22 protein-coding genes are annotated in these 21,780 nt (G+C 72.1%); 13 read left to right on the top strand and 9 right to left on the bottom strand.

The window, feature by feature from the left end; all coding sequences use genetic code 11:
• Window positions 1–148 precede the first annotated feature (148 nt).
• From R7226_RS25955 to R7226_RS25940, 4 genes are read left to right on the top strand one after another with little or no spacing between them, the layout of a single operon-like run.
• A complete protein-coding gene (locus tag R7226_RS25955) occupies window positions 149–1,018 on the top strand; it encodes a diacylglycerol/lipid kinase family protein (protein WP_318600292.1) in 870 nt (289 codons plus the stop codon).
• The gene (locus R7226_RS25950) at window positions 1,018–2,394 is read left to right on the top strand and encodes a Mur ligase family protein (RefSeq protein WP_318600291.1); all 1,377 of its coding nucleotides are present in this window, start codon (window positions 1,018–1,020) and stop codon (window positions 2,392–2,394) included. Before R7226_RS25955 ends, R7226_RS25950 begins: the two co-directional genes overlap by 1 nt.
• The gene (locus R7226_RS25945) at window positions 2,395–3,129 is read left to right on the top strand and encodes a class I SAM-dependent methyltransferase (protein ID WP_318600290.1); all 735 of its coding nucleotides are present in this window, start codon (window positions 2,395–2,397) and stop codon (window positions 3,127–3,129) included. It abuts the gene before it with no gap.
• Window positions 3,122–3,850 carry a type 1 glutamine amidotransferase gene (locus R7226_RS25940; protein ID WP_318600289.1) on the top strand — a complete coding sequence of 243 codons (729 nt, stop codon included), beginning with the start codon at window positions 3,122–3,124 and terminating at the stop codon, window positions 3,848–3,850. Before R7226_RS25945 ends, R7226_RS25940 begins: the two co-directional genes overlap by 8 nt.
• Here R7226_RS25940 and R7226_RS25935 read toward each other — a convergent pair.
• The 4 genes from R7226_RS25935 to R7226_RS25920 form a co-directional block, all read right to left on the bottom strand.
• Window positions 3,847–4,605: an SOS response-associated peptidase gene (locus R7226_RS25935; protein WP_318600288.1), complete on the bottom strand. Its 759-nt coding sequence runs from the start codon at window positions 4,603–4,605 to the stop codon at window positions 3,847–3,849. The two genes, R7226_RS25940 and R7226_RS25935, sit on opposite strands and share 4 nt — an antisense overlap.
• Window positions 4,606–4,677: 72 nt before the next feature.
• Entirely contained in the window at window positions 4,678–5,289 is a 612-nt protein-coding gene (locus R7226_RS25930; protein WP_318600287.1) for a hypothetical protein, read from the bottom strand.
• A gap of 39 nt (window positions 5,290–5,328) precedes the next feature.
• On the bottom strand, window positions 5,329–6,195 hold the full coding sequence (locus tag R7226_RS25925; protein ID WP_318600286.1) for a 3D domain-containing protein: 867 nt from the start codon (window positions 6,193–6,195) through the stop codon (window positions 5,329–5,331).
• Window positions 6,196–6,311: 116 nt separating this feature from the next.
• Window positions 6,312–7,250, bottom strand: a complete 939-nt coding sequence (locus R7226_RS25920) for a hypothetical protein (RefSeq protein ID WP_318600285.1) — start codon at window positions 7,248–7,250, stop codon at window positions 6,312–6,314.
• Window positions 7,251–7,610: 360 nt separating this feature from the next.
• Here R7226_RS25920 and R7226_RS25915 point away from each other — a divergent pair, with 360 nt between their 5' ends.
• Window positions 7,611–7,910, top strand: a complete 300-nt coding sequence (locus tag R7226_RS25915) for an antitoxin Xre/MbcA/ParS toxin-binding domain-containing protein (RefSeq protein WP_318600284.1) — start codon at window positions 7,611–7,613, stop codon at window positions 7,908–7,910.
• Here R7226_RS25915 and R7226_RS25910 read toward each other — a convergent pair.
• Both R7226_RS25910 and R7226_RS25905 read right to left on the bottom strand, forming a co-directional pair.
• On the bottom strand, window positions 7,907–8,362 hold the full coding sequence (locus R7226_RS25910; protein ID WP_318600283.1) for a Fur family transcriptional regulator: 456 nt from the start codon (window positions 8,360–8,362) through the stop codon (window positions 7,907–7,909). The two genes, R7226_RS25915 and R7226_RS25910, sit on opposite strands and share 4 nt — an antisense overlap.
• Before the next feature lie 129 nt (window positions 8,363–8,491).
• Entirely contained in the window at window positions 8,492–9,127 is a 636-nt protein-coding gene (locus R7226_RS25905) for a DUF1707 SHOCT-like domain-containing protein (protein ID WP_318600282.1), read from the bottom strand.
• Between the two features lie 124 nt (window positions 9,128–9,251).
• Between R7226_RS25905 and R7226_RS25900 the strand changes: the two genes are divergently transcribed.
• The 3 genes from R7226_RS25900 to R7226_RS25890 all read left to right on the top strand — a co-directional run bounded on the left by R7226_RS25900 (window position 9,252) and on the right by R7226_RS25890 (window position 11,585).
• Window positions 9,252–10,358, top strand: a complete 1,107-nt coding sequence (locus tag R7226_RS25900) for an alcohol dehydrogenase catalytic domain-containing protein (RefSeq protein ID WP_318600281.1) — start codon at window positions 9,252–9,254, stop codon at window positions 10,356–10,358.
• 129 nt (window positions 10,359–10,487) lie between these two features.
• Entirely contained in the window at window positions 10,488–11,078 is a 591-nt protein-coding gene (locus tag R7226_RS25895) for a hypothetical protein (protein WP_318600280.1), read from the top strand.
• 117 nt (window positions 11,079–11,195) lie between these two features.
• Window positions 11,196–11,585, top strand: coding sequence for a DUF7144 family membrane protein (locus R7226_RS25890; protein WP_318600279.1), 390 nt, complete (start codon window positions 11,196–11,198; stop codon window positions 11,583–11,585).
• Between the two features lie 3 nt (window positions 11,586–11,588).
• Here R7226_RS25890 and R7226_RS25885 read toward each other — a convergent pair whose 3' ends face one another.
• Window positions 11,589–12,578, bottom strand: coding sequence for an aldo/keto reductase (locus tag R7226_RS25885; RefSeq protein ID WP_318600278.1), 990 nt, complete (start codon window positions 12,576–12,578; stop codon window positions 11,589–11,591).
• A gap of 45 nt (window positions 12,579–12,623) precedes the next feature.
• On the opposite strand from R7226_RS25885, the gene R7226_RS25880 reads away from it, so the two are divergent.
• Window positions 12,624–13,892, top strand: coding sequence for an MFS transporter (locus R7226_RS25880; protein WP_318600277.1), 1,269 nt, complete (start codon window positions 12,624–12,626; stop codon window positions 13,890–13,892).
• Here R7226_RS25880 and R7226_RS25875 read toward each other — a convergent pair.
• Window positions 13,873–14,301 carry a septal ring lytic transglycosylase RlpA family protein gene (locus R7226_RS25875; RefSeq protein WP_318600276.1) on the bottom strand — a complete coding sequence of 143 codons (429 nt, stop codon included), beginning with the start codon at window positions 14,299–14,301 and terminating at the stop codon, window positions 13,873–13,875. The genes R7226_RS25880 and R7226_RS25875 overlap by 20 nt on opposite strands.
• Before the next feature lie 68 nt (window positions 14,302–14,369).
• Here R7226_RS25875 and R7226_RS25870 point away from each other — a divergent pair, with 68 nt between their 5' ends.
• From R7226_RS25870 to R7226_RS25860, 3 genes are all read left to right on the top strand, one after another.
• Window positions 14,370–16,415, top strand: coding sequence for an MFS transporter (locus R7226_RS25870; RefSeq protein WP_318600275.1), 2,046 nt, complete (start codon window positions 14,370–14,372; stop codon window positions 16,413–16,415).
• A complete protein-coding gene (locus R7226_RS25865) occupies window positions 16,412–16,693 on the top strand; it encodes a DUF427 domain-containing protein (RefSeq protein WP_318600274.1) in 282 nt (93 codons plus the stop codon). The genes R7226_RS25870 and R7226_RS25865 overlap by 4 nt, the downstream gene beginning before the upstream one ends.
• A 168-nt stretch (window positions 16,694–16,861) precedes the next feature.
• A complete protein-coding gene (locus R7226_RS25860; protein WP_318600273.1) occupies window positions 16,862–19,309 on the top strand; it encodes a LamG-like jellyroll fold domain-containing protein in 2,448 nt (815 codons plus the stop codon).
• Window positions 19,310–19,357: 48 nt separating this feature from the next.
• Here R7226_RS25860 and R7226_RS25855 read toward each other — a convergent pair whose 3' ends face one another.
• Window positions 19,358–20,569, bottom strand: a complete 1,212-nt coding sequence (locus R7226_RS25855; protein ID WP_318600272.1) for a saccharopine dehydrogenase family protein — start codon at window positions 20,567–20,569, stop codon at window positions 19,358–19,360.
• A 126-nt stretch (window positions 20,570–20,695) separates the two neighbouring features.
• Between R7226_RS25855 and R7226_RS25850 the strand changes: the two genes are divergently transcribed.
• Window positions 20,696–21,780, top strand: a 1,085-nt coding sequence (locus R7226_RS25850; protein ID WP_318600271.1) for a wax ester/triacylglycerol synthase domain-containing protein, incomplete at its 3' end; no start/stop codon positions are given.

The following is a 21,780-nucleotide window of genomic DNA, read 5'->3' as shown; positions in this document are numbered from 1 at the left end:
CCCGGTCGCGATCGCCGCCGACCTCGCGGAGCTGGTGCTCGGCGAGGCGCCGCCGCTGGCGCCGCTGCCGCCCGCGGCGCCGCCGCCGCAGCCGCCGGAGCTGCCGCCGGCCGGGTGGGGCCGGGCGGCCGGATAGGGTTCTGAGCAGATGGATCGCGACGTCGCACTGATCGTCAACCCGTCGGCCGGCGGTGGCCGGGTGGCGCGCCTGCTGCCGGGCGTCGAGAGATGGCTGCGCGTGCACGGTGTCGCCTATCACGTCGAGCGCACGCGCGACATCGAGCACGCGCGTGAGCTGGCGCGCGCCGCCGCGCAGGCCGGCGAGGTCGCCGCGGCGTTCGGCGGCGACGGGATCGTCGGCGCGGTCGCGGGCGCCCTCGTCGGCAGCGACGGCGTGCTGGCCGTGCTGCCGGGCGGGCGCGGCAACGACTTCGCGCGCGCCGCCGGGATCCCGAAGTCGCCGGTCGCCGCCTGCGAGGTGCTGCGCAGCGGGCGCGAGATGCGGATCGACATCGGCGAGGTCGACGGCCGCCGCTTCGTCGGGATCGCCAGCTGCGGCTTCGACTCCGACGCCAACCGGATCGCGAACGCGACGAGGGTCCCCGGCGAGGCCGCCTACGCCTACGGCGCCGTGCGGGCGCTGATCGGCTGGAAGCCGGCCAACTTCGTCGTCACCGTCGACGGCGAGGCGCGCTCCTTCCGCGGTTACACCGTCGCGGCGGCCAACGGGCCGGCCTACGGCGGCGGCATGTACGTGGCGCCCGACGCCCGCTTCGACGACGGCCTCTTCGACGTCGTCTCCGTCACCGGCGTCTCGAAGCTGCGCTTCGTCTCGCAGCTGCCGAAGGTCTTCAGAGGGACCCACGTGCGCAACGAGGAGGTCGTCGTGCGCCGCGGCGGCGAGGTCGAGATAACCGCCGACCGTCCCTTCACGCTGTACGCCGACGGCGACCCGATCGCCGAGCTGCCGGCGACCGTGCGCACGCTGCCGGGCGCCGTTGCCATGCTCGTCCCCTGATGGCGGGTCGCGCGCTCGCAGCCAAGCTCGCCGTCGCCCGCACCGTGGGCGCGCTGGCGCGCCGCGCCGGCCGCGGCGGCGGCACCAGCCTGCCCGGCAAGGTGCTGATGCGGCTGGAGCCGCACGCGATCGGCCAGCTCGCCGCGCGGCTGCCGCACGGCTCGGTCGCGATCTCGGCGACCAACGGCAAGACGACGACGGCGGCGATGGTCGCCTCGATCCTCGAGCGCAGGGGCACGCGCCTGGTCCACAACCGCGCCGGCGCGAACATGGCCGGTGGGATCGCCTCGACGCTGATGGGCGCCGCGCGCGGCCGCGGGATCGACGGTCAGCTCGGCCTCTTCGAGGTCGATGAGTTCTGGCTCGGTCAGCTCGTCGAGGAGCTGCGGCCGCGCAAGCTGCTGCTCGGCAACCTCTTCCGCGACCAGCTCGACCGCTACGGCGAGCTGGAGACGATCGCCGATCGCTGGGCCGAGATCGTCGCCGCCAACGGCCGCACGACGCAGCTGATCCTCAACGCCGACGACCCGCTCGTCGCCGACCTCGGCCGTCACCAGCCGCGCGTCGTCTACTTCGGTGTCGAGGACGACGCGATGGCGCTGGAGCAGATGCAGCACGCCTCGGACTCCAAGCACTGCCGCAGATGCGGCCACGCCTACGAGTACGACGCGGTGTACCTCGGCCATCTCGGCCGCTACCACTGCCCCAACTGTGGTCAGCGGCGGCCGGAGCCGACGGTGATCGGCCGCGAGATCACGCTGCACGGCACGCGCGGCGCCCGCTTCCAACTGCTGACGCCGGCCGGCGAGGGCGTCGTCGAGCTGCCGCTGCCGGGGCTCTACAACGTCTACAACGCGCTCGCCGCGGCCGCGCTCTGCCATGGCCTGGGCGTCCCGTTCGAGACGATCGTCGCCGGCCTCGGCGAGGTCGCCGCCGCCTTCGGCCGCGCTGAGACGATCTCGCTCGACGGCCGCGACCTGTCGATCCTGCTGATCAAGAACCCGGCCGGCGCCAACGAGGTGCTGCGGACGCTGGCGCTGGAGCCCGAGGCGGTCGACCTGCTCGCGGTGCTCAACGACAACGTCGCCGACGGCCGCGACATCTCGTGGGTGTGGGACGCCGACTTCGAGCTGCTGGCCGGGCGTGTGCGGCGGATCACCTGCTCCGGCACGCGCGCCGCCGAGCTGGCGCTGCGCTTCAAGTACGCCGGCGTCGACCCGGAGCGGCTGGTCGTCGTGCCGGAGCTGGAGGCGGCGCTCGACGAGGCGCGCGCCGACGGCGACGGGACGCTGTTCGCGCTGCCGACCTACACCGCCCTGCTTTCCTTGAAGGAGCTGCTGGCCCGCCGCGGGCTGGCACCGGACTACTGGGCATAGATGACCGCCACCGCAACCATCTGGCACGACCTCGAATGCGGCGCCTACACCGCCGACCTGCCGCTGTGGCGGGAACTGGCGGCCGCGCACGGCGGGCCGGTGCTCGATCTCGGCGCCGGCACCGGCCGCGTCGCGCTCGACCTCGCGAGCGCTGGCCACGCGGTCGTCGCACTCGACCTGGAGCAGGAGTTCCTCGACGCGCTCGACGCGCGCGCGGCAGCCGCGGGCGTGAGCGAGCTGGTCGAGACGGTCCGCGGCGACGCGCGCACGTTCGCGCTCGACGGCCGTCGCTTCCCGCTGATCCTCGCGCCGATGCAGACGGTCCAGCTGCTCGGCGGGCCGGCCGGCCGCGCGCAGTTCCTCGCCGCCGTCCACGCGCACCTGGCGCCGGGCGGCCTGATGGCGGCGGCGCTCGCCGACGCGCTGGAGGGCTTCGACGCCGAGCACACCGAGCCGCCGCTGCCCGACATCGTCGAGGTCGACGGCTGGGTCCACGTCAGCCAGCCGGTCGCCGTGCGGCCGGGGCCGGACGGGATCGCGATCGAGCGGATCCGCCAGAGCGTCTCGCCCGAGGGCAGACGGACGGCGGAGGGCGACACGATCCACCTCGACACGCTCGACGCCGACACGCTCGCCGCCGAGGGCGTGGCGGCGGGCCTGCGGGACGGCGGCCGCGGCCGGATCGAGTCGACCGAGGAGCACGTCGGCTCCGAGGTGGTGCTGCTGCATGGGTGACACCCTGCGCGTCTGCGCCCTCTATCCCGAGCTGATGAACATCTACGCCGACCGCGGCAACCTGCTGCTGCTGCAGCGCCGCTGCGAGTGGCGCGGGATCGGCTTCGAGCTGTCGGCAAGCGATCTGGGGGAACCGCTCGACCCCGAGGGCGCCGACCTCTTCTACATCGGTGGTGGTCAGGACCGCGATCAGGCGCTCTGCGCCCGCGATCTGGCCGAGGTCAAGCGCGACGGCATCCACGCCGCGGCGGAGCGCGGCGCCGCGCTGCTGGCCGTCTGCGGCGGCTACCAGCTGCTCGGCAGCTCCTACGAGATGGGCGAGGAGACGCTGCCGGGCGTCGGTCTCGTCGACCTCGAGACGGTCCGCTCCGACGGCCCGCGGCTGATCGGCAACGTCGCGATCGAGGTCGACCTCGGCGACGGCCCGCGCGTGCTCGCGGGCTTCGAGAACCATGGCGGCCGCACCCGTCTCGGCGCCGGCGCGACCCCGCTCGGCCGCGTCCTGAAGGGTCACGGCAACGACGGCCACAGCGGCTTCGAAGGCGTCCGCCGCGGCAACGTGATCGGCACCTACCTGCACGGTCCGCTGCTGCCGAAGAACGCCTGGCTGGCCGACTGGCTGATCGCCAGAGCGCTCGGGCGCGACGAGCCGCTCCCTCCGCTCGACGACGCCTTCGAGAACGCCGCCCACGTCGAAGCGCGCCGCGCGGCCGGGGCCTAGAACAACCCCTGCTGCTCGGCCGCCGACGCCCCCTGCGCGGCGTTGACCGCCTCCGCGAACGCCTTCAGATCCTGGGGATCGGGATCGGCGAGACAGTCGGGGCCGTCGTATCTGGCGTTGTTGACGGCTCTGGAGACCGCGCGCGCGTGCGTCTGCGCGGCGGCGAGCGGGTGCAGCAGCTGCTGGAGGCGCTCGACGGGGGTCTCGGGGTCGATCCAGGTTTGCTCATCCGCCGGGTCGAGGATCACCGGCATGCGCGGGTGGATGCCGAAGATCTTCTCGTTGGCCGTCGTCGTGACGATCGTGCAGGTGCGCAGCCAGGCCTCGTCCTCGTCAGCGATCGAGGGGTCCTTCCAGCCGGTCCAGAGGCCGGCGAAGGCGAACGGGGCTCCGTCCTCGCGCGTGATGTGGAAGGGCTGCTTCGCTCTGCCCTGTCTCTCCCACTCGTAGAAGCCGTCGGCGACGATCAGGCAGCGGCGTCTCGCGAACGCGGAGCGGTAGGCCGGCTTCTCGGCGACCGTCTCCGCTCTCGCGTTGATCATCTTGTAGCCGACCGAGGGATCTCTCGCCCACGGCGGCACGAAGCCCCATCTCAGCAGCCGGCCGGTCGCGACGCCCTCGCGCACGCCGACGGTGACGACGTCATCGCCGGGCGCGACGTTGAAGCGCTGCTCGATCTGCACCGACTCGCCCAGCGGGAAGCGCTGCCGCAGCTCGTCGGCGGTCGTCGTCGCGAGCGTGAACCGTCCGCACATGGCTCAACAGCCTAGCCGCGAGTTCCGGGCGCGCCACGCAGTGCGGGGCGCTGCCGTGGAACTCGCAATGCCTCAGCTTGCTGAGGCACGCGCACGGGCGCGCGCCTGCCGTCGTCTGCCGAGCAGCGCCAGCACCGCGAAGACCACGACGATCACGATGATGCCGAGCAGCAGCCCGCCGATCGTCCCGACGCCGCCGAACGGCAGCGCGATCAGCTTCGCGAGGCCGAAGCCGAGCGCCAGCAGCACTATCACGATGCCGAGCACGATCGCGAAGCCGCGCAGGCGCACGAGGATCGACGAGCCGGGCGGCGGCGCGAGCAGGCCCATGAACTGCAGCAGCATCAGCTGGCGGTTGCTCGGCGGTCTCTGGCCGAGCTTGGTGACGGCCTCCTTGAGGTCGCCGGCGCGGCGCTCGGCGAGCGCGATCGACGCGTCCGCCATGCGACGCAGCTGCAGTCGCTCCTGCGGCCGCGCGGCCGCTATCGCTCTGGAGTAGTAGGCGCGCGTCGCTCTCGCGTCGTAGCGCTCAGCCGCCCGCGCGCCGAGGATCGCCAGCGCGGCGGCCTTGAATCTCGTCTCGGCCTCGAGCTGCTCGTCGGTGCGCGTCTCGAGCTGTTGCATCGCGGCCAGGGAGCCGCGCTGCTCCATGCGCATCGGACGCTGCTTCTGCTGCTTCGCCATAGGCGAGACAGTCTAGTGCGAGGAGCGTGTCGCGCGCCGCTACGGGGCGCCGGCGCCGCCGGAGGGATCCTTCACCACGGCGGGCGGCTGCGGGACCGGCACGCTCGGCGTCTCGTCCTCGTCCGCGGAGCCCTGCGGCGGCTTCGCCGGCAGGTTGCGCGCCGCCTTCGTGCCGGGCGGCTGCACGTAGATGCGCTGGTCCTGGAGGTAGTTGCCGCCGATGTTCGAGCTGGCCGGCGGCGTTCGGTAGACGTCGACGTGTCTGCCGATGATCGCGCCGCCGACGTCGTCGGCGCTGAACCAGCCGCCGCCCGCGCTGGTGCGGTACGCGGCGATGTAGACCTTGCTGCCCATCGGGATCAGGTCGGGGTCGACCGCGATCGAGCGGTAGTACTTCAGCGGCCGCGACGGGCCCTCGCCGAAGGTGACGCCCGGCAGCGGGCGGTATCTGACGCCGGCGCCGGCCGACCAGCCGCCGCCGTCGAGCGGGAAGGTGACGTACTTCGTCTTCGACAGCCAGTAGCCGCCGGCACGCCAGAACGGCCGGCCGCCTCTCCAGCCCTTGTGGCCGGGCACGCTCGGCTTGCCGCGGTCGGTCACCCAGCCGCCGGAGCCGAGGCCGGCGATGTGGTACCGGTCGCCGTCGAGGCCGATCCCGTCGCCCTCCATCGACATGCCGGTGGAGGAGTAGAGCCAGTCGATCCGCGACTTGCGCGACAGGCCGGGCGTCTCGACCTTCTTGCCGATGAACCACCACTCCGGCGCCGGGTAGTACTCGGTCACGTCGACGTCTCTGAGCCAGCCGGCCTTCTTGATCGGCTTCGCGTCGGCATCCGCGGCGCTCAACGAGGCGCCGCCGAGCGCGAGGGCCGCGACGGCGGCGAGGAGTGTGCGAGTGCGTGTCACGGAAGGTTGGAACACCGGAGCGCGCGGGAAGCTGCGGGGAGAGGCTACGCGATTCCTGCGCGGATCGGTGTGCGCTGCAAGCGATCGACCAGGCCGGTCGGCGGACGGCGTCGCGGTCAGCGCGCCGACGACGCGACGCTCGGCGCCAGGGCGGTCGCCGCCGACCTCGCGGTGCTCGGGCTGGTTTGGCCGATCGCGAGCGGCTCCACCAGTTCGGCGCTGCAGTCCAGGTCGCCGACCGCTGTCGGCTCGCGGCGACGGCGGTGGCTGCGACCGGCGCACGCGACCAGCGACGCGGTGGCCGCTGCGATCAGCGCGCAAGCCGCCCACCCCGGCACGGTCAGCAGCGCGTCAGCCAGGTCCGCGACCGGAGGCTCGACGAGGTCGGCGGCGATCGACAGCCCCAGCGACGTGACGATGACGGTGACGGCTGTCCTCGCGCGCAGCCTCGCTCGAGCGAGACTCCAGCCGTCGGCGCGCCGGCCGGGGTCGCGACGGGTCCAGAGCCCCTCCTGCGTGGAGACCATCAGCTCCTCCGCGAGGATCGGCACGCTGCGGCGCAGGGCGGTGACGAATATGACCCCGACTGGCACGCCCTCGGCGCCATCGACGATCAGCATGTCGGCGCCCGCCGCGCGCAGTCGCCGCAGCCAGCGGATCGCGACCAGGTCGCCGTGGCGCAGCTCCAGCTCCGACAGGCCCGGCGTCCCGCGGCAGTCACGCACGTCGGCGTCGCGCACGCCCAGTTCCGCGAACAGGCGGGTCGGGGCGCCGATCGTCGTCCTGCGCCTTCCCCGCCGTGCTCTGCGACTGTGGAAGAGCCGGCTCATCAGGTAGCGCGTGTCGAGGCCGCTGTGAACGCCGGGGGCACCGTCGTCGCGGGCATCAAGGGCGGCGGGGAGCGCCGCGTGGTCTTGGACCGGGGAGAGGGAGATCACGACGGAGTCGTCTGCGAATGCGTACGGCTCGGGGAGCGCGTCGGCGTCCGCGGTGCGCTGATGTCGGCGCAGGATGGTGCCCAGGCTGCCGGCGATCAGGTCCGCGATGGTGCGCATGCCACTCCCGTGGAGTCGAAGCAGTAGAGATCAACTCACTCTATCTCTGGCAAACGACACTCGCAACCAGTACCGGCGGAGAGCTGTGGTGCGACCGCAGGGCCTGAGGTTCGGGAAATCCCAGGGTGTTATTTGATGATCCGATCACCATACTGTGCGTACCACTAGGGGGAGTGCTGTCTTGATACCCGGGCGAACGGAGTGGTGGCCGTGGTAGGACGAGAGGGGAGTGAGGCGGTCGAGCGGGTTCCGCTGGCGCGCCATGTGCGGCTTGTGGAGTGGAGGCGCCGGCTCGTCGGGTCTGGTGACCGGCCTCCGGGCGAGCGGGCCGAGCTGCTGGAGGAGCTTGGAGTTCCACCCATGGAACTCGGCCGTCTCGTGGGCAGGGGTGACGCGCTTGACGAGTTGTGGGCGATGGTCGTCTTCCTGGTCGTCGACGGAACCTACGACGAGGCGGGGATCGCGAGGTGGCTCTGTTCGCCGTCACCCGGTTTGGCCGGCCGGCGTCCCGTGGACGTCTTCGGCGAGGCGGATGCGCTGATACGCGTGCGGCATGTCGCGGAGCAGCACTTGATGATGGCGGGGAGCGCGCCTGAGGATCTGATCGACCTGCCGCCGTCGCCCGCTGGCCGCGGGCGCGCGTCGAGAGGTCCGCGCTAGGCGCGTTCGGCGGCGCGCGCGTCTGTGCAGTCGGCGCAGAGGCCGTCGACGACGAGCGCGGCGCGGGCGGGCGCGAAGCCGGCGGCGCGGGCGGCGGCGAGCACGCCGCTCAGCTCGACGGTCGCGTCGAGGTCCTGGACGGCGCCGCAGCTGCGGCAGATCACATGGTGGTGGTCGCCGGTGCGCGAGTCGAACAGGACGGCGCCGCCGGCGGAGTTGACGCGCCGCACGATCCCGAGCTGCTCGAACAGCTCGAGCGTCGCGTAGACGGTCGGCAGGGAGGTGCCGGGCAGCGTCTGCGTGACGTTGGTGAGGACCTCTTCCGCGGTCACGTGCTGGTCACGTTCGCGCAGCATCCGGTTGATCACCAGGCGCTGCGAGGTGACGCGCTGTCCGCGGGCGCGCAGGCGCTCGATCAGATCGGCGTCGATGGCCTCGGTGGCGGGCGTCACGAGGGGGATCATAGCGGGCCGTTCATGCGTGCTTGCTGTTGCAAGCGACTTGTCGTAAGGGTGCCCTTACAAGAGTGGAGGGCGTCGCGAGCGGCTGCGAGCCCGAGCGTGTGGCGCCGCGCGGGCGGCTCAGTGCCCGAGCGTGTGGCGCCGCGCGCGTTCCTCGTCCGGCTCGCGCGAGCGCCGCCGCTTCGGCGTGTGCACCGAGACGCCGCCCATCAGCCCGAAGGCGCGCACGCGCACGAGCGGCGCGCCGGGCCGCGGCACGCCGTCGACCTTCGTGTCCTTGCCGCCCATCAGCACGAAGCCGCCGACCTCGACCGCGACGCCCTCCGGGACGCAGATGTCGATCCCGCCCATCACGGCGATGGCGGTGATCGTGACCTCGCCGCCCTCCAGCTCCGCGTTGCGCAGGTCGATGTCGCAGCCGCCCATCACGGCGATGGCGCGCACCTGCCGATCGGCGCGCCAGCGGCCCTTGCGGCTCGTGCCGCCCATCACCGCGACCAGCCACGAGGTCGCCTTCAGGCGCGGGGTGGCCGGCCCGGCCGGTGCGGTCGCGGCGAGCGGCTGCGGCGTGTCGCCGCGGTCGACGTCGGCGGTCAGCTCGGTCAGCTGGTCGAGCGTCTTCGCCGACCACGCCAGCTCCAGCCGGTCGGTCAGCTCCTCGACCGTCAGGCGGCCGTCGGCGGCGCTGTCGCGCAGCAGCGTCGCGGCGCGTTCGCGGTCGGCGTCGGAGGCGCGCATCGCGGGTGAGTCCGGCATGGGCGGAGCCTAGCGCGCCCTCGCCGCGAGTTCCCCGGACGCGACGCGGCTCGCGACGCCGCCGTGGAACTCGCAATGCCCAGCTCGCTGGGCACGCGTGCTCGGCACCCATAGGATTGGATCCATGGAGATTCGCGCTGCAGTGTTGGAAGAGTTCGGGAGACCGCTCGTCGTGCAGACCGTCGAGCTGACGGAGCCCGGCCCCGAGGAGGTGCTGGTGCGCCTCGTCGCGTGCGGCGTCTGCCACACGGACATGTACACCGCCAGCGGTGCCGACCCGTCCGGCTACGCGCCGTGCGTGCTCGGCCACGAGGGCGCGGGCGTCGTCGAGCGCGTCGGCGCCGACGTGACGCTGGTGAAGCCGGGCGATCACGTCGTGACGCTGTTCTCGCCGCAGTGCGGCGAGTGCGTCCACTGCAAGAGCCCGAAGACCAACCTCTGCATGAAGATCCGCGCGCAGCAGAACGCCGGCTACCTGCCCGACGGCACGACGCGTCTCAAGCGCGGCGGCGAGGAGCTGCGCCACTTCATGGGCACGAGCACCTTCGCCGAGTACACGGTGATGCCCGAGATCGCGCTCGCGAAGATCGACCCGGAGGCGCCGCTGGAGGGCGCGGCGCTGTTCGCCTGCGGCCTCTCGACCGGTCTCGGCGCGGCGCTCAGAACGGCGAAGGTCGAGCCGGGCTCGACCGCGGTCGTCTTCGGCGCCGGCATGGTCGGCCTCGGCGCCGTCGCCGGCGCGCGGATGGCGGGCGCGGAGCGGATCGTCTGCGTCGACCTCTCGCCGGAGCGGCTGGAGCTGGCCAGGGGCCAGGGCGCGACCGACCTGATGGTCGGAGGTCCGGACACGGTCCAGCAGATCCTCGACATGACCGACGGCTTCGGCGCCGACTACACGTTCGAGGCGACCGGTCTCGTGCAGGTGATGAGACAGGCGGTCGAGGCGGCGCGGATGGGGTGGGGGCTGTGCACCGTCGCCGGCGTCGCCGGCAAGGGCGAGCACCTCGAGGTGATCCCGCGCTGGCTGATCCAGGGGCGCCGCATCGCCGGCTCCTCCTTCGGCGGGCTGAAGGGGCGCGACGACGTGCCGGCGTTGATCGACCGCTGGATGGCGGGCGAGATCGACGTCGACCCGTTCATCTCGCACAAGATCACGCTCGACGACGTCAACAAGGGCTTCGACCTGATGCACGATCAGGACGGGATCCGCAGCGTCATCGAGTTCAACTGAGCCAACCCTCGGCGCGGCCCTTGCACCTTTGGATAAGGTTTCCGGTGCAATGACGCCGACCGGTCGGTGTCCACAACGCTATGGGGCCGTGACGGCCCCGTTGGGGGACATCGAATGCGCAAGTCAGCCGTGCTCGTCGCGGCCGTGGTGCTGGTGCTGCTCGCAGCCGCCGGCTCCGCGTCCGCGACGACGATAGGGATAGTCAACAACACGCCGCTAACGACGCAGGTCGGGCAGTTGAACTTCGTCGGCGCGACCGCCGGGTTCGCCTGTCAAGTGCAGTTCAGAAAGCTGTTGACCGTCGGCCTAATACTGGTCAGACCGACCGGTCAGCTAACGAGACTCGGACGGGTCGTCGCCGGCCAGATCAACTGCCCGGCCGGCCCGGCGAACTTCCTAAACCTGCCGCCGGAGCTAGGCGGGATACCGCCGATAGGGCCGCTGCCGACGAGCTGGGACATCAGCTTCCTAGGCTCGGACCTAGTCACCGGGGAGCTCGTCTTCGGGATCCTAGACTTCCAGGTCAAGCTGCCGAACGGCTGCCTATACCGTGGCACGGTCCTAGGGCGTCTCGGTCCCGCCGGTCAGATCCTACGGTTCCTCGGCAACCAGTTCATCCCGCTCGCGGGCGGCGTCGGCTGCGACCCGCAGATCAGAGTCACGGGCAATCTCAACGACAACCCGCCGATCAACTTCTTCCTACTAGTCGGCGGCGTGTAATTCACGCGGAAACCTCGTAGTGCTCCCGCGCGCGGTCGAATCGGCCGCGCGCGGGGCGTTGCACCCCCGGTAGGCTGCCGCCGTCAACGACAGTCTGGAACGGGGAGCGACGCGACGATGAGCAGCGGAACAGCAGCAGGGCCGAGAACGAGCGGATGGGTCTCGTTCGTGATGGCCTACCTCGCCGTCGGCGGCGTCCTCAACCTCGCCTGGGGCGCCTCGGCGCTGGCGAACCGGAAGAACTTCGCCGAGGGCGAGCTGGTCTGGCTCAACCTCGACACGTGGGGCGCGATCGCCCTCCTGATGGGCCTCTTCCAGCTCGGCGGCGCGGCGCTCGTGTGGACGAGAAAGCCGGCCGCGCCGGCGATCGTCGCCTTCATCGCCTTCCTCGCGCTGATGGTCAACTTCATGTCGATCGGCGCCTACCCGCTGTGGTCGGCGGTGCTGCTCGCGCTCGACGCGCTGATCCTGTGGGCGGCGACCGTCCACAGCGACCAGTTCGACTGACGCTCAGCGGTCGACCGACGACATGTCGGGATAGCGGTCGCCGGCCGCGGCGCCGACCGGGGCGGCGGCGTCGAGGCGGGCGAGGTCCTCGGCGCTGAGCGCGATCTCGCTCGCGGCGACGTTCTCCTCCAGGTATCCGCGCCGCTTGGTGCCGGGGATCGGGGCGACGTCGTCGCCCTGCGCCAGCACCCATGCGAGCGCGAGCTGGCCGGCGGTGACGCCCTTCTCCCGCGCGATCTCGCGCACCCGCTCGACGAGCGCGACGTTGCGCTCCAGCGCCTCGCCCTGGAAGCGCGGGTTGTGCAGGCGGAAGTCGCCGGCCTCAAGGTCGTCGGCCGATCTGATCGTGCCGGTCAGGAAGCCGCGGCCGAGCGGGGAGTAGGGGACGAAGCCGATCCCCAGCTCGCGCAGCGTCGGCAGGATCTCGGCCTCCGGGTCGCGTGACCACAGCGAGTACTCGGTCTGCAGCGCGCTGATCGGATGGACGGCATGGGCGCGGCGGATCGTCTCCGGCGCCGCCTCGCTCAGGCCGAGGTATCTGACCTTGCCGGCGGCGACCAGCTCGGCCATCGCGCCGACGGTCTCCTCGATCGGCGTGTCGGGGTCGACGCGGTGCTGGTAGTAGAGGTCGACGTGGTCGACGCCGAGCCGTCTGAGCGAGCCGTCGATCGCCTCACGGACATACTCCGGCCGGCCGTTGACGCCGCGTCGGGTCGGATCGTCGGGGTCGCGCTGGATGCCGAACTTGGTCGCCAGCACGACCTCGTCGCGGCGGCCGGCGAGCGCTCTGCCGACGAGCCGCTCGTTCGTGTGCGGGCCGTACATGTCAGCGGTGTCGAAGAAGGTGACGCCGAGCTCGATCGCGCGCTGGATCGTCGCGATCCCCTCGCCCTCGTCGGCCGTGCCGTAGAACTCCGACATCCCCATGCATCCGAGCCCCTCGGCTGAGACGGTGAGGCCTTGGGTTCCGAGTCTGCGCTGTGTCAATGGCATGGGAGTCCTTTCGCGTCGGGGCGTTGCACCGAGGGTAGTAACCGCGTGAGCGTGGCCGCGACCGGGACATCCACCGAGGAGCACGAGCGGCGGGCGATCTGGCTGCTGGGCCTGCCGACCTTCGCGCTGGCGCTCTCGATCACGGTCGTCACGACCTACCTGCCGCTGGTCGCGCAGGAGTTCACCGACAGCTCGATCGTCGTCGGCGTGCTGATCGGCAGCGAAGGCCTGCTGGCGCTCGCGCTGCCGCTGATCGTCGGGACCTGGTCCGATCAGCTGAAGTCGCCGATCGGCGGGCGGCTGCCGTTCCTGCTGGCGGCGACGCCGCCGCTGGCGATCTCGCTCGCGCTGCTGGGCTTCGCGCACTCGCTCGTGATCGCGCTCGGGCTCGCCTGGCTGTTCTTCGCCGCCTACTTCGTCGCGTACGAGCCCTACCGCGCGCTCTACCCCGACCTCGTCTCCGACGCCAACGCCGGCAAGTCCCAGAGCGTGCAGGCGATCTGGCGCGGCGCGGCGACCGGGCTGGCGCTCGTCGCCGGCGGCCTGCTGTTCGACCTCGCGCCGTGGATCCCGTTCGTGACGACGGCGGTCGTGACGCTCGCGGTGATGTGGCTCTTCCTGCACGTGATGCTGAGAGACCAGCAGCGCAGATGGCACGAGCCGGAGAATCCCAAGCCGCTCGGCGCCGCGATCCGCGAGCTGCGCTCGCTGGTCGCCGGGCGCAAGGGGCTGCAGGCCTACCTCGTCGCCAACGCGCTGTGGGAGGCGTCGCTCGGCGCGCTGAAGACGTTCGTGCTCTTGTACGTGACGGTCGGGCTCGGGATCCAGGTCGGCGACGCGGCGCTGATCGTCGGTGCGGCGGCCACCTTCGTGCTCGGCGGCGCGGTCATCAGCGGGATCCTCGCCGACCGCTACGGGCAGCTGCGCGTGCTGCGCATCACGCTCGTCGTCTACGGGCTCGGGCTGCTGATCCCCGCGGTCACGACCGACACGCTCGTGCTGGTGCTGATAGCGCCGCTGGCCGCCTTCGGCGGCGGCACGCTGATGACGCTGCCCTACGCACTGCTGATGCCGCACATGCCGGCCGGCTCGCACGGAGCGCTGACCGGCTTCTACAGCCTCAGCCGCGGCGTCGGCACGATGCTCGGCCCGCTGCTGACCGGCCTGGCCGTCGAACTGCTCGCCGGCCCCTTCGACGAGACCGAGGGCTACCAGGCGATGTGGCTGGTCTGCGGCGGGACGGTGCTGGTGAGCCTGATCTTCGTGCGGCGGATGGCGCGCGCGGTCAGAGCGCTCAGCGACGACGCCACGTGACGGTCGCCAGGCCCGGGAAGCCGAGCGCCTCGGCGGTCGCGCCGGTCAGGTCCCAGGTGCGGCCCTCGACGTAGGGGCCGCGGTCGATCACCGGCACCGTGACCGCGCGGCCGCGGTAGGCGATCGTGACCGAGGTTCCGCACGGCAGCGTGCGCGAGGCGACGCCGAGCTGGTCGCGCGCGAGCACGCCGCCGCACGCCAGCTCCTCGCCGTAGTCGTCGAAGCGCGAGGCGACCGCCTGCCGCCAGCCGGCCTCGCGCGGCGTCAGCGCGTCCTGCACGAACTCCGGCGCGGCGCCGGCCGGCTCGCCGCGCGCGGCGCTCAGACCGGCCGCGAAGCCGACCCCGGCGAGGCCGGAGAGCAGGAGCGCCGCGAGCACGCGGCGCCGAAGCAGGGCGGCAGGGGACATAAGAACTGTCGATTCTGCCCTATCGGCATAGGTCGCGAACAGCCTCGCAGTGGGTACACACCATTTCGATGAGTGCGACGTCGACCGCCCCGGGCTCGGGGCCAGCGGGGGAGGGCGCGGCGCCGCCGATCGACCGCACGCGCGTGCGCGCTGTCTTCGCCGGCCTGATGCTGGCGCTGCTGCTGGCGTCGCTGGACCAGACGATCGTCGCCACCGCGCTGCCGACGATCGTCGAGGATCTCGGCGGGCTGGAGCACATCTCGTGGGTGACGACCGCCTACCTGCTCGCCTCGACCGCCTCGACGCCGCTGTACGGCAAGCTCGGCGACCTCTACGGCCGCAAGCGCGTCTTCCAGGTCGCGATCGTGATCTTCCTCGTCGGCTCGGCGCTGTGCGGCCTGAGCCAGTCGATGCTGGAGCTGATCCTCTTCCGCGCGCTGCAGGGGCTCGGCGGCGGCGGCCTGATCGTCGGCGCGCAGGCGATCATCGGCGATGTCGTCTCACCGCGCGAGCGCGGCCGCTACCAGGGCATCTTCGGCGCCGTCTTCGGCGTCTCCAGCGTCGCCGGCCCGCTGCTCGGCGGCTTCTTCGTCGAGCACCTCAGCTGGCAGTGGATCTTCTACGTCAACCTGCCGATCGGCGCGGTCGCGCTCGCCGTCATCGCCGCCGTGCTGCCGGCCAGCGCGACCCGCCGCAGCCACTCGATCGACTGGCTCGGCACCGGGTTGATGGCCTCCGGCGTCAGCTGCCTGATCCTCTTCCTCAGCCTCGGCGGCTCCTCGCAGGCGTGGGACTCGCCGCAGTCGATCGCGCTCGCCGCCGGCGGCATCGTGCTGACCGTCCTGTTCGTGCTCGCCGAGAAGCGCGCGGCCGAGCCGATCCTGCCGCTGTCGCTGTTCTCCAACCGCGTCTTCGCCGTTGCCAGCGCGATCGGCTTCGTCGTCGGCTTCGGCCTCTTCGGCGCCGTCACCTTCCTGCCGCTGTTCCTGCAGATCGTCAACGGGGCCAGCGCCACCGCCTCGGGGCTCGAGCTGGTGCCGCTGATGGTCGGCGTGCTGACGACCTCGATCGCCAGCGGGCAGGTGATCGCGCGGACCGGGCGCTACAAGCCGTTCCCGATCGCCGGCACCGCGCTCGCGGCCGGCGGCTTCGCGCTGCTGGCGACGATGGACCCGTCCACGACGACGGTCCAGCGCTCCTTCTACATGCTCGTGCTCGGCCTCGGGCTCGGCATGACGATGCAGGTGCTCGTGCTGGCGGTGCAGAACGCCGTCGACTACAGAGACCTCGGCGTCGCGACCTCGGGCGCGACGTTCTTCCGCTCGATCGGCGGCTCCTTCGGCGTCGCGATCTTCGGCGCGATCTTCAGCAACCGGCTCGCCGACGAGCTGCCCGGCGCCAGCTCCAGAGCCGACGCCTACGCGAACGCGCTCACGACCGTCTTCCTCGTCGCCGTGCCGGTCGTGCTGCTCGCCTTCGCGCTGACGTGGCTGCTGCGCGAGGTGCCGCTGCGCAGAACGGTCGAGACCTCCGGCGTCGGCGAGTCGTTCGCGATCGCCAAGCCCGACGCCTCCTACGACGAGATCGCGCGCGCCGTCAGCGTGCTGGCGCGGCGCGACACGCGCAGACGGATCTACGAACGGCTGGCCGCACGCGCCGGCGTCGACCTGCCGCCGGCGGCCGTCTGGCTGCTCGGCCGGATCGCCGAGCAGGCGCCGGTCACCGCCGAGCAGCTGGCCGCCAGGTGCGGGATCGCGCGCGACCGCCTGACCGTCCCGCTGGCAGAGCTGGAGGTCGAGCAGCTGGTCGAGGAGTGCGCGCGCGGCGCGGCGCCGATCGCGCCCGGCAGCGACGACGCAGGCTGGGCGATCGACGGCGCCGGCGTCGACTCCTTCGATGACAGCCCGCTGGTGCTGACGGCGGCCGGGAGGGCGATCTACGACCGTCTGCTGGCGGCCCGCCGCGACCGCCTCGCGGAGCTGCTCGCGGGCTGGTCGCCGGAGCAGCACGAGGAGCTGGCGGCGCTGCTGACCCGCCTCGCCGACGACCTCGCGCACGATCCCGGCGACGCGCTCCCGAAGAGCGGGGCGAGCGTGGCTACCCTCAGAGCATGAGAGCGATCTGGAACGGCACCACCCTCGCCGAGAGCGACGACACGGTCGTCGTCGAAGGCAACCACTACTTCCCTGTCGACTCGATCGTCAGCGAGCACTTCGCGCCGAGCGACAAGCACACGATCTGCCCGTGGAAGGGCACCGCCAGCTACTACGACGTCGTCGTCGGCGACGAGCGCAACGCCGGGGCGGCGTGGTTCTACCCGACGCCGAAGCAGGCCGCCGGGGAGATCAGAGACCACGTCGCGTTCTGGAGAGGCGTCGAGGTCACGCCGTAGGCCGCCTGCGAGGCCGGCAGGTCTTCCCGGCGCGTCCCCGCCGTAAAGTGACGAGGGTCACAGATAGCGATGGTCACTGGACGAATATCGCACGGCAACAATTAAGTAATAGGTCCGTCACTCGCCGGTCACGTGATGGTGATGGCGGCGTCCTAGCGTCGGCGAGCAATGAGCAATCGATTGACGCGCCGCACGCGCGGCCGGCTGGCGCTTGCCGCCGCCGCTGCCGCGTGCGCCCTCACCTCCACGTCCGCGGCGCTGCTGCCCGCCGACGCGACCGCCGCCGACGGCGACCGCTCCAGCTTCCTCTTCGGCGTGCTGCCGGACACGCAGTTCTACTCGCGATATAGCGCCGACAACCAGGGCGACCTCTTCACGAGACGGTTCGGCAGCGAGCCATTCGCGGTCCAGACGGAGTGGCTCGTCGACAGACAGGACGAACTGCAGATCCCGTTCGTCGCGCATCTCGGCGACGTCGTCGATCGCGCCAACCAGACGCAGGAGTGGGAGGTCGCCGACGCGGCGATGAGAACGCTCGAGGAGGGCGAGCTGCCCTACTCCGTCCTGGCCGGCAACCACGACGTGCTGACGAGCGAGGAGGACGACCGCAACCTCGCCGCCGAGCTCTACCTCAGATACTTCCCGACCTCGCGCGCGCAGGGGCAGGCGAGCTTCGGCGGCCGCGACTCGACCGGCTTCCACGAGTGGCACACCTTCAGCGCCGAGGGCCGCGAGTTCCTCGTCCTGGCGCTCGGCTGGAACCCCTCCGACAGAGCGATCGCGTGGGCCCGCGACGTGCTCGCCGACAATCCGAGACTGCCGGCGATCCTCACCACCCACGACATCCTCAACATCGCCTCCGACGGCGTCACGCCGGTCGAGACCGGCGCCGGCATGCGCCTCTGGGATGACCTGATCAGAGACAACGATCAGATCTTCCTGACGCTCAACGGTCACAACCACGGGTCGGCGCACCTGCGCAAGACGAACGACTTCGGTCACAGCGTCGACCAGATCGTGTGGGACTACCAGATGGCCTACCAGGGCGGCAACGCCTACCTCGGCCTGATGGAGTTCGACTTCACGAACAGAAGAATCGACACGGCCGTCGTCTCGCCGTGGATCCGCCTGAAGCCGACCGACACGATCATCCCGGAGTTCGACCAGGCGGTGAAGACCGGTCCGAACGAGAACCTCAGCCTGCCGCTCGACTGGAACGACCGCTTCGAGCGCTTCGCCGACGAGCAGGTGCCGGAGGCTGCCGACCACGCCTCGCTGATCGACGCCGCCAGAAGAGCGGTGCTCGACGGGTACGACGAGCCCGACACGACGCTGCCGAGAACGCCGCACGACGCGAGCGACTACCCGAGAGCCGACGGGACGCTCGCGCACTGGCGCTTCGACGCCGCCGCGACCGGCCCGGTGGCCTTCGGCGCGGTCGCCGCGAGAGACCTCGCCGCCGGCGCCGACATGCGCCGCGGCCCGCAGGACGACGAGAACGTCGAAGACGTCGAGCTTGGCGACCTCGCGATCTCGACCGACCATCACGCGCTCTCGGCCAACCCGGCGAGCGCCTGCTTCATCAACGGCGGCAGACGCATCAGCTACATGAACACGGCGCTGGGCGCCGCGGTCAACGGCGTCAACTTCGTCGGCACCGGCTACACGATCGAGACGTTCGTGAAGCTGGACAGAGACTGGAGCGCGACGACCAACGCCTGGATGGGCGGCCTCACCCGCGAGGGCAGCCGCAGAGACGTCCCCGGCATGACGAACCCCGGCTGGAGCTGGGACGAGCCGCTCTTCACGATGGCGATCTCGAATCTCCGCGAGGTCCAGTGGAACGCCTCCAGCGCCTCACCGCCGGAGGACCGCGCTGCCTGGTCGGGCGAGATCATGGCCGGCAGATGGATGCACATCGCGGTCGTCAACGACCCGATCAGCGCGACGACGACGCTCAACATCGACGGCGCGCCGGTGCTGCGCAACTCGATCAACACGATCGGCCTCGCCAGCGGCAGCCTGCCGTGGCGGATCGGCTCCAGCATGGGCACCAGAAGAACCGCCAACGGCTGGTTCGGCTGCATCGGCGAGACGCGCATCGTCGACCACCCGCTGCCGCGCGACCAGTGGCTGACGGCGCGCACCTACGTCGCGCCCGAGCCCGAGCCGGAGCCCAACCCGAATCCGAACCCCAATCCGAATCCGAATCCGGATCCGACGCCGAACCCGCCGCTGGTCCCGACGCCGGCCCCGGTCGTCCCGGCCCCGCAGCCGCAGCGGCCGGGCGCGGGCGCGCCTGAGGCCGGCGGCCCGGAGCGTCCGGCGGCCGCTCGCGTGCGTTCGATCGCGGTGCGCGGCGGCTCGCTGCGCGTCCGCCTGAGCGGCGCGGGCAGCGTGCGCGTGGTGCTGCGCGCCAGAGTCGGCGGCCGCTGGGCCAGACGGCCCGTGCGCACGCTGACGGCGCGGGTCGGCAGAGCCGGCACGGTCACGGTGAGGCTGCCGCGCTCGCTGCGCGCCGGTCGCTACCGCGTCGAGGTCACCGCGACCTCGCAGGGCGGCACGACCAGACGCTCCGCCGTCGTGCGCGTCGCCAGAGCGGCCCGCAGCCGCTGACGGACGCCGGCGCCGCGTGGCCTTGCCGCGCGGCGCCGCCGAACCTGGCTAGGCGCGCTCCTCCATTCTCCAGGGCGAGCCGTAGTCGTTCAGGAGGTCGAGGAAGGGGACCGGGTCGAGCGCCTCGGGGCCGAGCACGCCGGCGCCGCTCCAGGTGCCGGCGGCGATCAGCTCCAGCGCGATCACCGGGTTGATCGCTGTCTGCCAGACGACCGCCTGGCTGCCGTACTCGCGCATCGTCGTCTCGTTGTCGGCGACGTGGTAGAGGTAGGTCCTGCGCGGTCTGCCGTCCTTGCCGGTGCCGGTCACGTAGGTGCCGGCGCAGGTGCGGCCGCGCATCTTGTCGCCGAGCGTCGCGGGGTTCGGCAGCGCCGCCGCGACGACGTCGCGCGGTGAGACCTGCACGCCGCGCACGGTCACCGGGTCGGTGCTGTCGAGGCCGAGCTTGTGCAGCGTCTTGAGCACGTCGATGAACTCCTGCCCGAGGCCGTACTTGAACGTCACGCGCTTGCAGTCGACCCAGCGCGGCACGAGCGCGACCTCCTCGTGCTCGACGTTGACGCACTCGATCGCGCCGATCCCCTCGGGGAACTCGAAGACCTCCGGCTCTGAGAACGGCGCGGTCGTGAACCAGCCGCGCTCGCGCTCCCAGATCAGCGGCGGGTTGAGGCACTCCTCGATCGTCGTCCAGATCGAGAAGGTCGGCGCGAACTCGTAGCCCTCGACCTCGAGGTCGGCGCCGTCGCGGATCCCGACCTCGTCGATCGCGGAGAAGAGATGGTCCTGCGCGTATCTGGCGAAGACGTCGGAGAGTCCCGGCTCGACGCCGATGCCGCAGAGCGCCAGCTGGCCCTTCTCCTCCCACGCCTGCGACGCCTCGAACTGGACGTCGCCGAGCATCACGCCCGTCCGCTCGAACGGCTGCTCCGGATGGCGCTGGGAGAGCGTCATCGCCATGTCGAGGTAGGTCGGCCCGGCCTCCTGCGCGGCGAAGAAGATCGGCTCGTTGAAGCGCGGGTCGCAGGCGTTGAGGACCGCGTCGGCTCTGCTCTCGCGCATCAGCGCGACGAGCGCCGCCTGGTCGGAGGCGTCGACCTGCGCGGCGCTGAAGCGATCGGGCTCGCCGAGCCGCTCGACGACCGCCTGCGCGCGCTCACGGTCGACGTCGGCGAGGACCATGTGGGAGAAGAAGGCGCGCCGCTGGGCGATTGCGGCCGCTGCGGCGCCGACGCCGCCGGTCCCGACGATGAGGATTCGCATTTGGTCTGACCATACCCACGAAAGCGCCGCATTTGGAGGAACTTCGTCCAGTTGGAACAGTCAGGCGGGCGGCTGTTGTCCGTCGGGAGCTACCGCGCGAGGGCTTTCCACCACAAGATCTCCGCAATGGAGCGGGTCTCCTCGATCAGCGCGGCGCTGCTGCAGCTGGAGTCCCAGGCCGGCCAGATGCACGTCGGCTGGGTCGCCCGTGTCGACGCCGGCGCCGGCGGCGCGCCGCTCGACGTCGGCGCGCTGCGCGAGCGGGTCGCGCAGCGGCTGGAGCAGGCACCGCGCTTCCGCCACGTCGTCGCGCCCGTCGACGAGCACAGCGGGCAGCTGGTCTGGCGCGACGATCCGAGCTTCGCCGTCGAGCGCCACGTCGAGGTCTGCGACGAGGCCGTCGGCGGCGAGGACGAGCTGCGCGCGCTCGTCGACGGCTTCCTCTCGCAGCGGTTCGCCCGCGAGCGCCCGCTGTGGCGCGTGCTGGTCGTGCCGCGTACGCGCGCCGGCGGCGCCGCGATCGTCGGCGCGGCTCACCGCGCGCTCTGCGCCGGGGAGTCGACGAGCACCCTGCGCGACCTCGTCTTCGACCGCGCGGGAGCGGGGGCGGGCGGCCGCGGTGCGAGGTCCGCGCGCGGCGTGGGCGGCGCCGACGACGCGGGTGACGACGCGCTCGCGCTCGGCGAGTTCCGCACCGCCCACCGGCTCGGCGCGCTCGCCGCCGCGCGCCGCGACCACGGCCGCATCGGCGCGACGATGCGGCGCGCCGCCTACGCCCGCACCGAGGGGCTGTTGGCGCCCGCCCCGCCGTCGTACCTCAACGCCGGCGCCCTCGCCAGCGGCGGCGCGCGCACGCTCGTGACCGCGCGGCTGGAGCTGGGGCGGCTGCAGCGGATCGCCGAGTGCGGCGGCACCGAGCTGCACGACGTCGTGCTCGCGATCGCCGCGGGGGCGCTGCGGCGCGTCGCGCTCGCCGCCGGCCAGCAGCCGGCCGACCTGCGCGCGCTCGTGCCGATCGACCTCGGCGAGCACACGCTGCTGGGCGAGGAGCCGTGCGCGGTCGTCGAGCTGCCCGTCTCCGAACGCAACCCGGCCGCCCGCCTGCGCGCGATCCACGCGACGATGGGGACGGCGCGGCGGCCGCGCCGCGGTGGAGAAGGCTCCGGCCCCGCGGGCGCGGGCGGCGCGGCCGGCACGGGCGGCGCGGGCAG

The sequence above is a fragment of the Conexibacter stalactiti genome (genome assembly GCF_033542075.1).
Classification (GTDB): domain Bacteria; phylum Actinomycetota; class Thermoleophilia; order Solirubrobacterales; family Solirubrobacteraceae; genus Conexibacter; species Conexibacter stalactiti.
Note: the sequence above shows the minus strand (reverse complement) of the source record. Positions and strands in the feature narration are given on the sequence as shown.

Coding starts and splice junctions, on each gene's coding strand:
- R7226_RS25955 (WP_318600292.1), top strand. CDS start 149: ATGGATCGCGACGTCGCACTGATCGTCAACCCGTCGGCCGGCGGTGGC.
- R7226_RS25855 (WP_318600272.1), bottom strand. CDS start 20,569: ATGCGAATCCTCATCGTCGGGACCGGCGGCGTCGGCGCCGCAGCGGCC.
- R7226_RS25915 (WP_318600284.1), top strand. CDS start 7,611: ATGGAACTCGGCCGTCTCGTGGGCAGGGGTGACGCGCTTGACGAGTTG.
- R7226_RS25890 (WP_318600279.1), top strand. CDS start 11,196: ATGAGCAGCGGAACAGCAGCAGGGCCGAGAACGAGCGGATGGGTCTCG.
- R7226_RS25945 (WP_318600290.1), top strand. CDS start 2,395: ATGACCGCCACCGCAACCATCTGGCACGACCTCGAATGCGGCGCCTAC.
- R7226_RS25860 (WP_318600273.1), top strand. CDS start 16,862: ATGAGCAATCGATTGACGCGCCGCACGCGCGGCCGGCTGGCGCTTGCC.
- R7226_RS25875 (WP_318600276.1), bottom strand. CDS start 14,301: ATGTCCCCTGCCGCCCTGCTTCGGCGCCGCGTGCTCGCGGCGCTCCTG.
- R7226_RS25940 (WP_318600289.1), top strand. CDS start 3,122: ATGGGTGACACCCTGCGCGTCTGCGCCCTCTATCCCGAGCTGATGAAC.
- R7226_RS25935 (WP_318600288.1), bottom strand. CDS start 4,605: ATGTGCGGACGGTTCACGCTCGCGACGACGACCGCCGACGAGCTGCGG.
- R7226_RS25900 (WP_318600281.1), top strand. CDS start 9,252: ATGGAGATTCGCGCTGCAGTGTTGGAAGAGTTCGGGAGACCGCTCGTC.
- R7226_RS25885 (WP_318600278.1), bottom strand. CDS start 12,578: ATGCCATTGACACAGCGCAGACTCGGAACCCAAGGCCTCACCGTCTCA.
- R7226_RS25870 (WP_318600275.1), top strand. CDS start 14,370: ATGAGTGCGACGTCGACCGCCCCGGGCTCGGGGCCAGCGGGGGAGGGC.
- R7226_RS25930 (WP_318600287.1), bottom strand. CDS start 5,289: ATGGCGAAGCAGCAGAAGCAGCGTCCGATGCGCATGGAGCAGCGCGGC.
- R7226_RS25920 (WP_318600285.1), bottom strand. CDS start 7,250: ATGCGCACCATCGCGGACCTGATCGCCGGCAGCCTGGGCACCATCCTG.
- R7226_RS25905 (WP_318600282.1), bottom strand. CDS start 9,127: ATGCCGGACTCACCCGCGATGCGCGCCTCCGACGCCGACCGCGAACGC.
- R7226_RS25865 (WP_318600274.1), top strand. CDS start 16,412: ATGAGAGCGATCTGGAACGGCACCACCCTCGCCGAGAGCGACGACACG.
- R7226_RS25950 (WP_318600291.1), top strand. CDS start 1,018: ATGGCGGGTCGCGCGCTCGCAGCCAAGCTCGCCGTCGCCCGCACCGTG.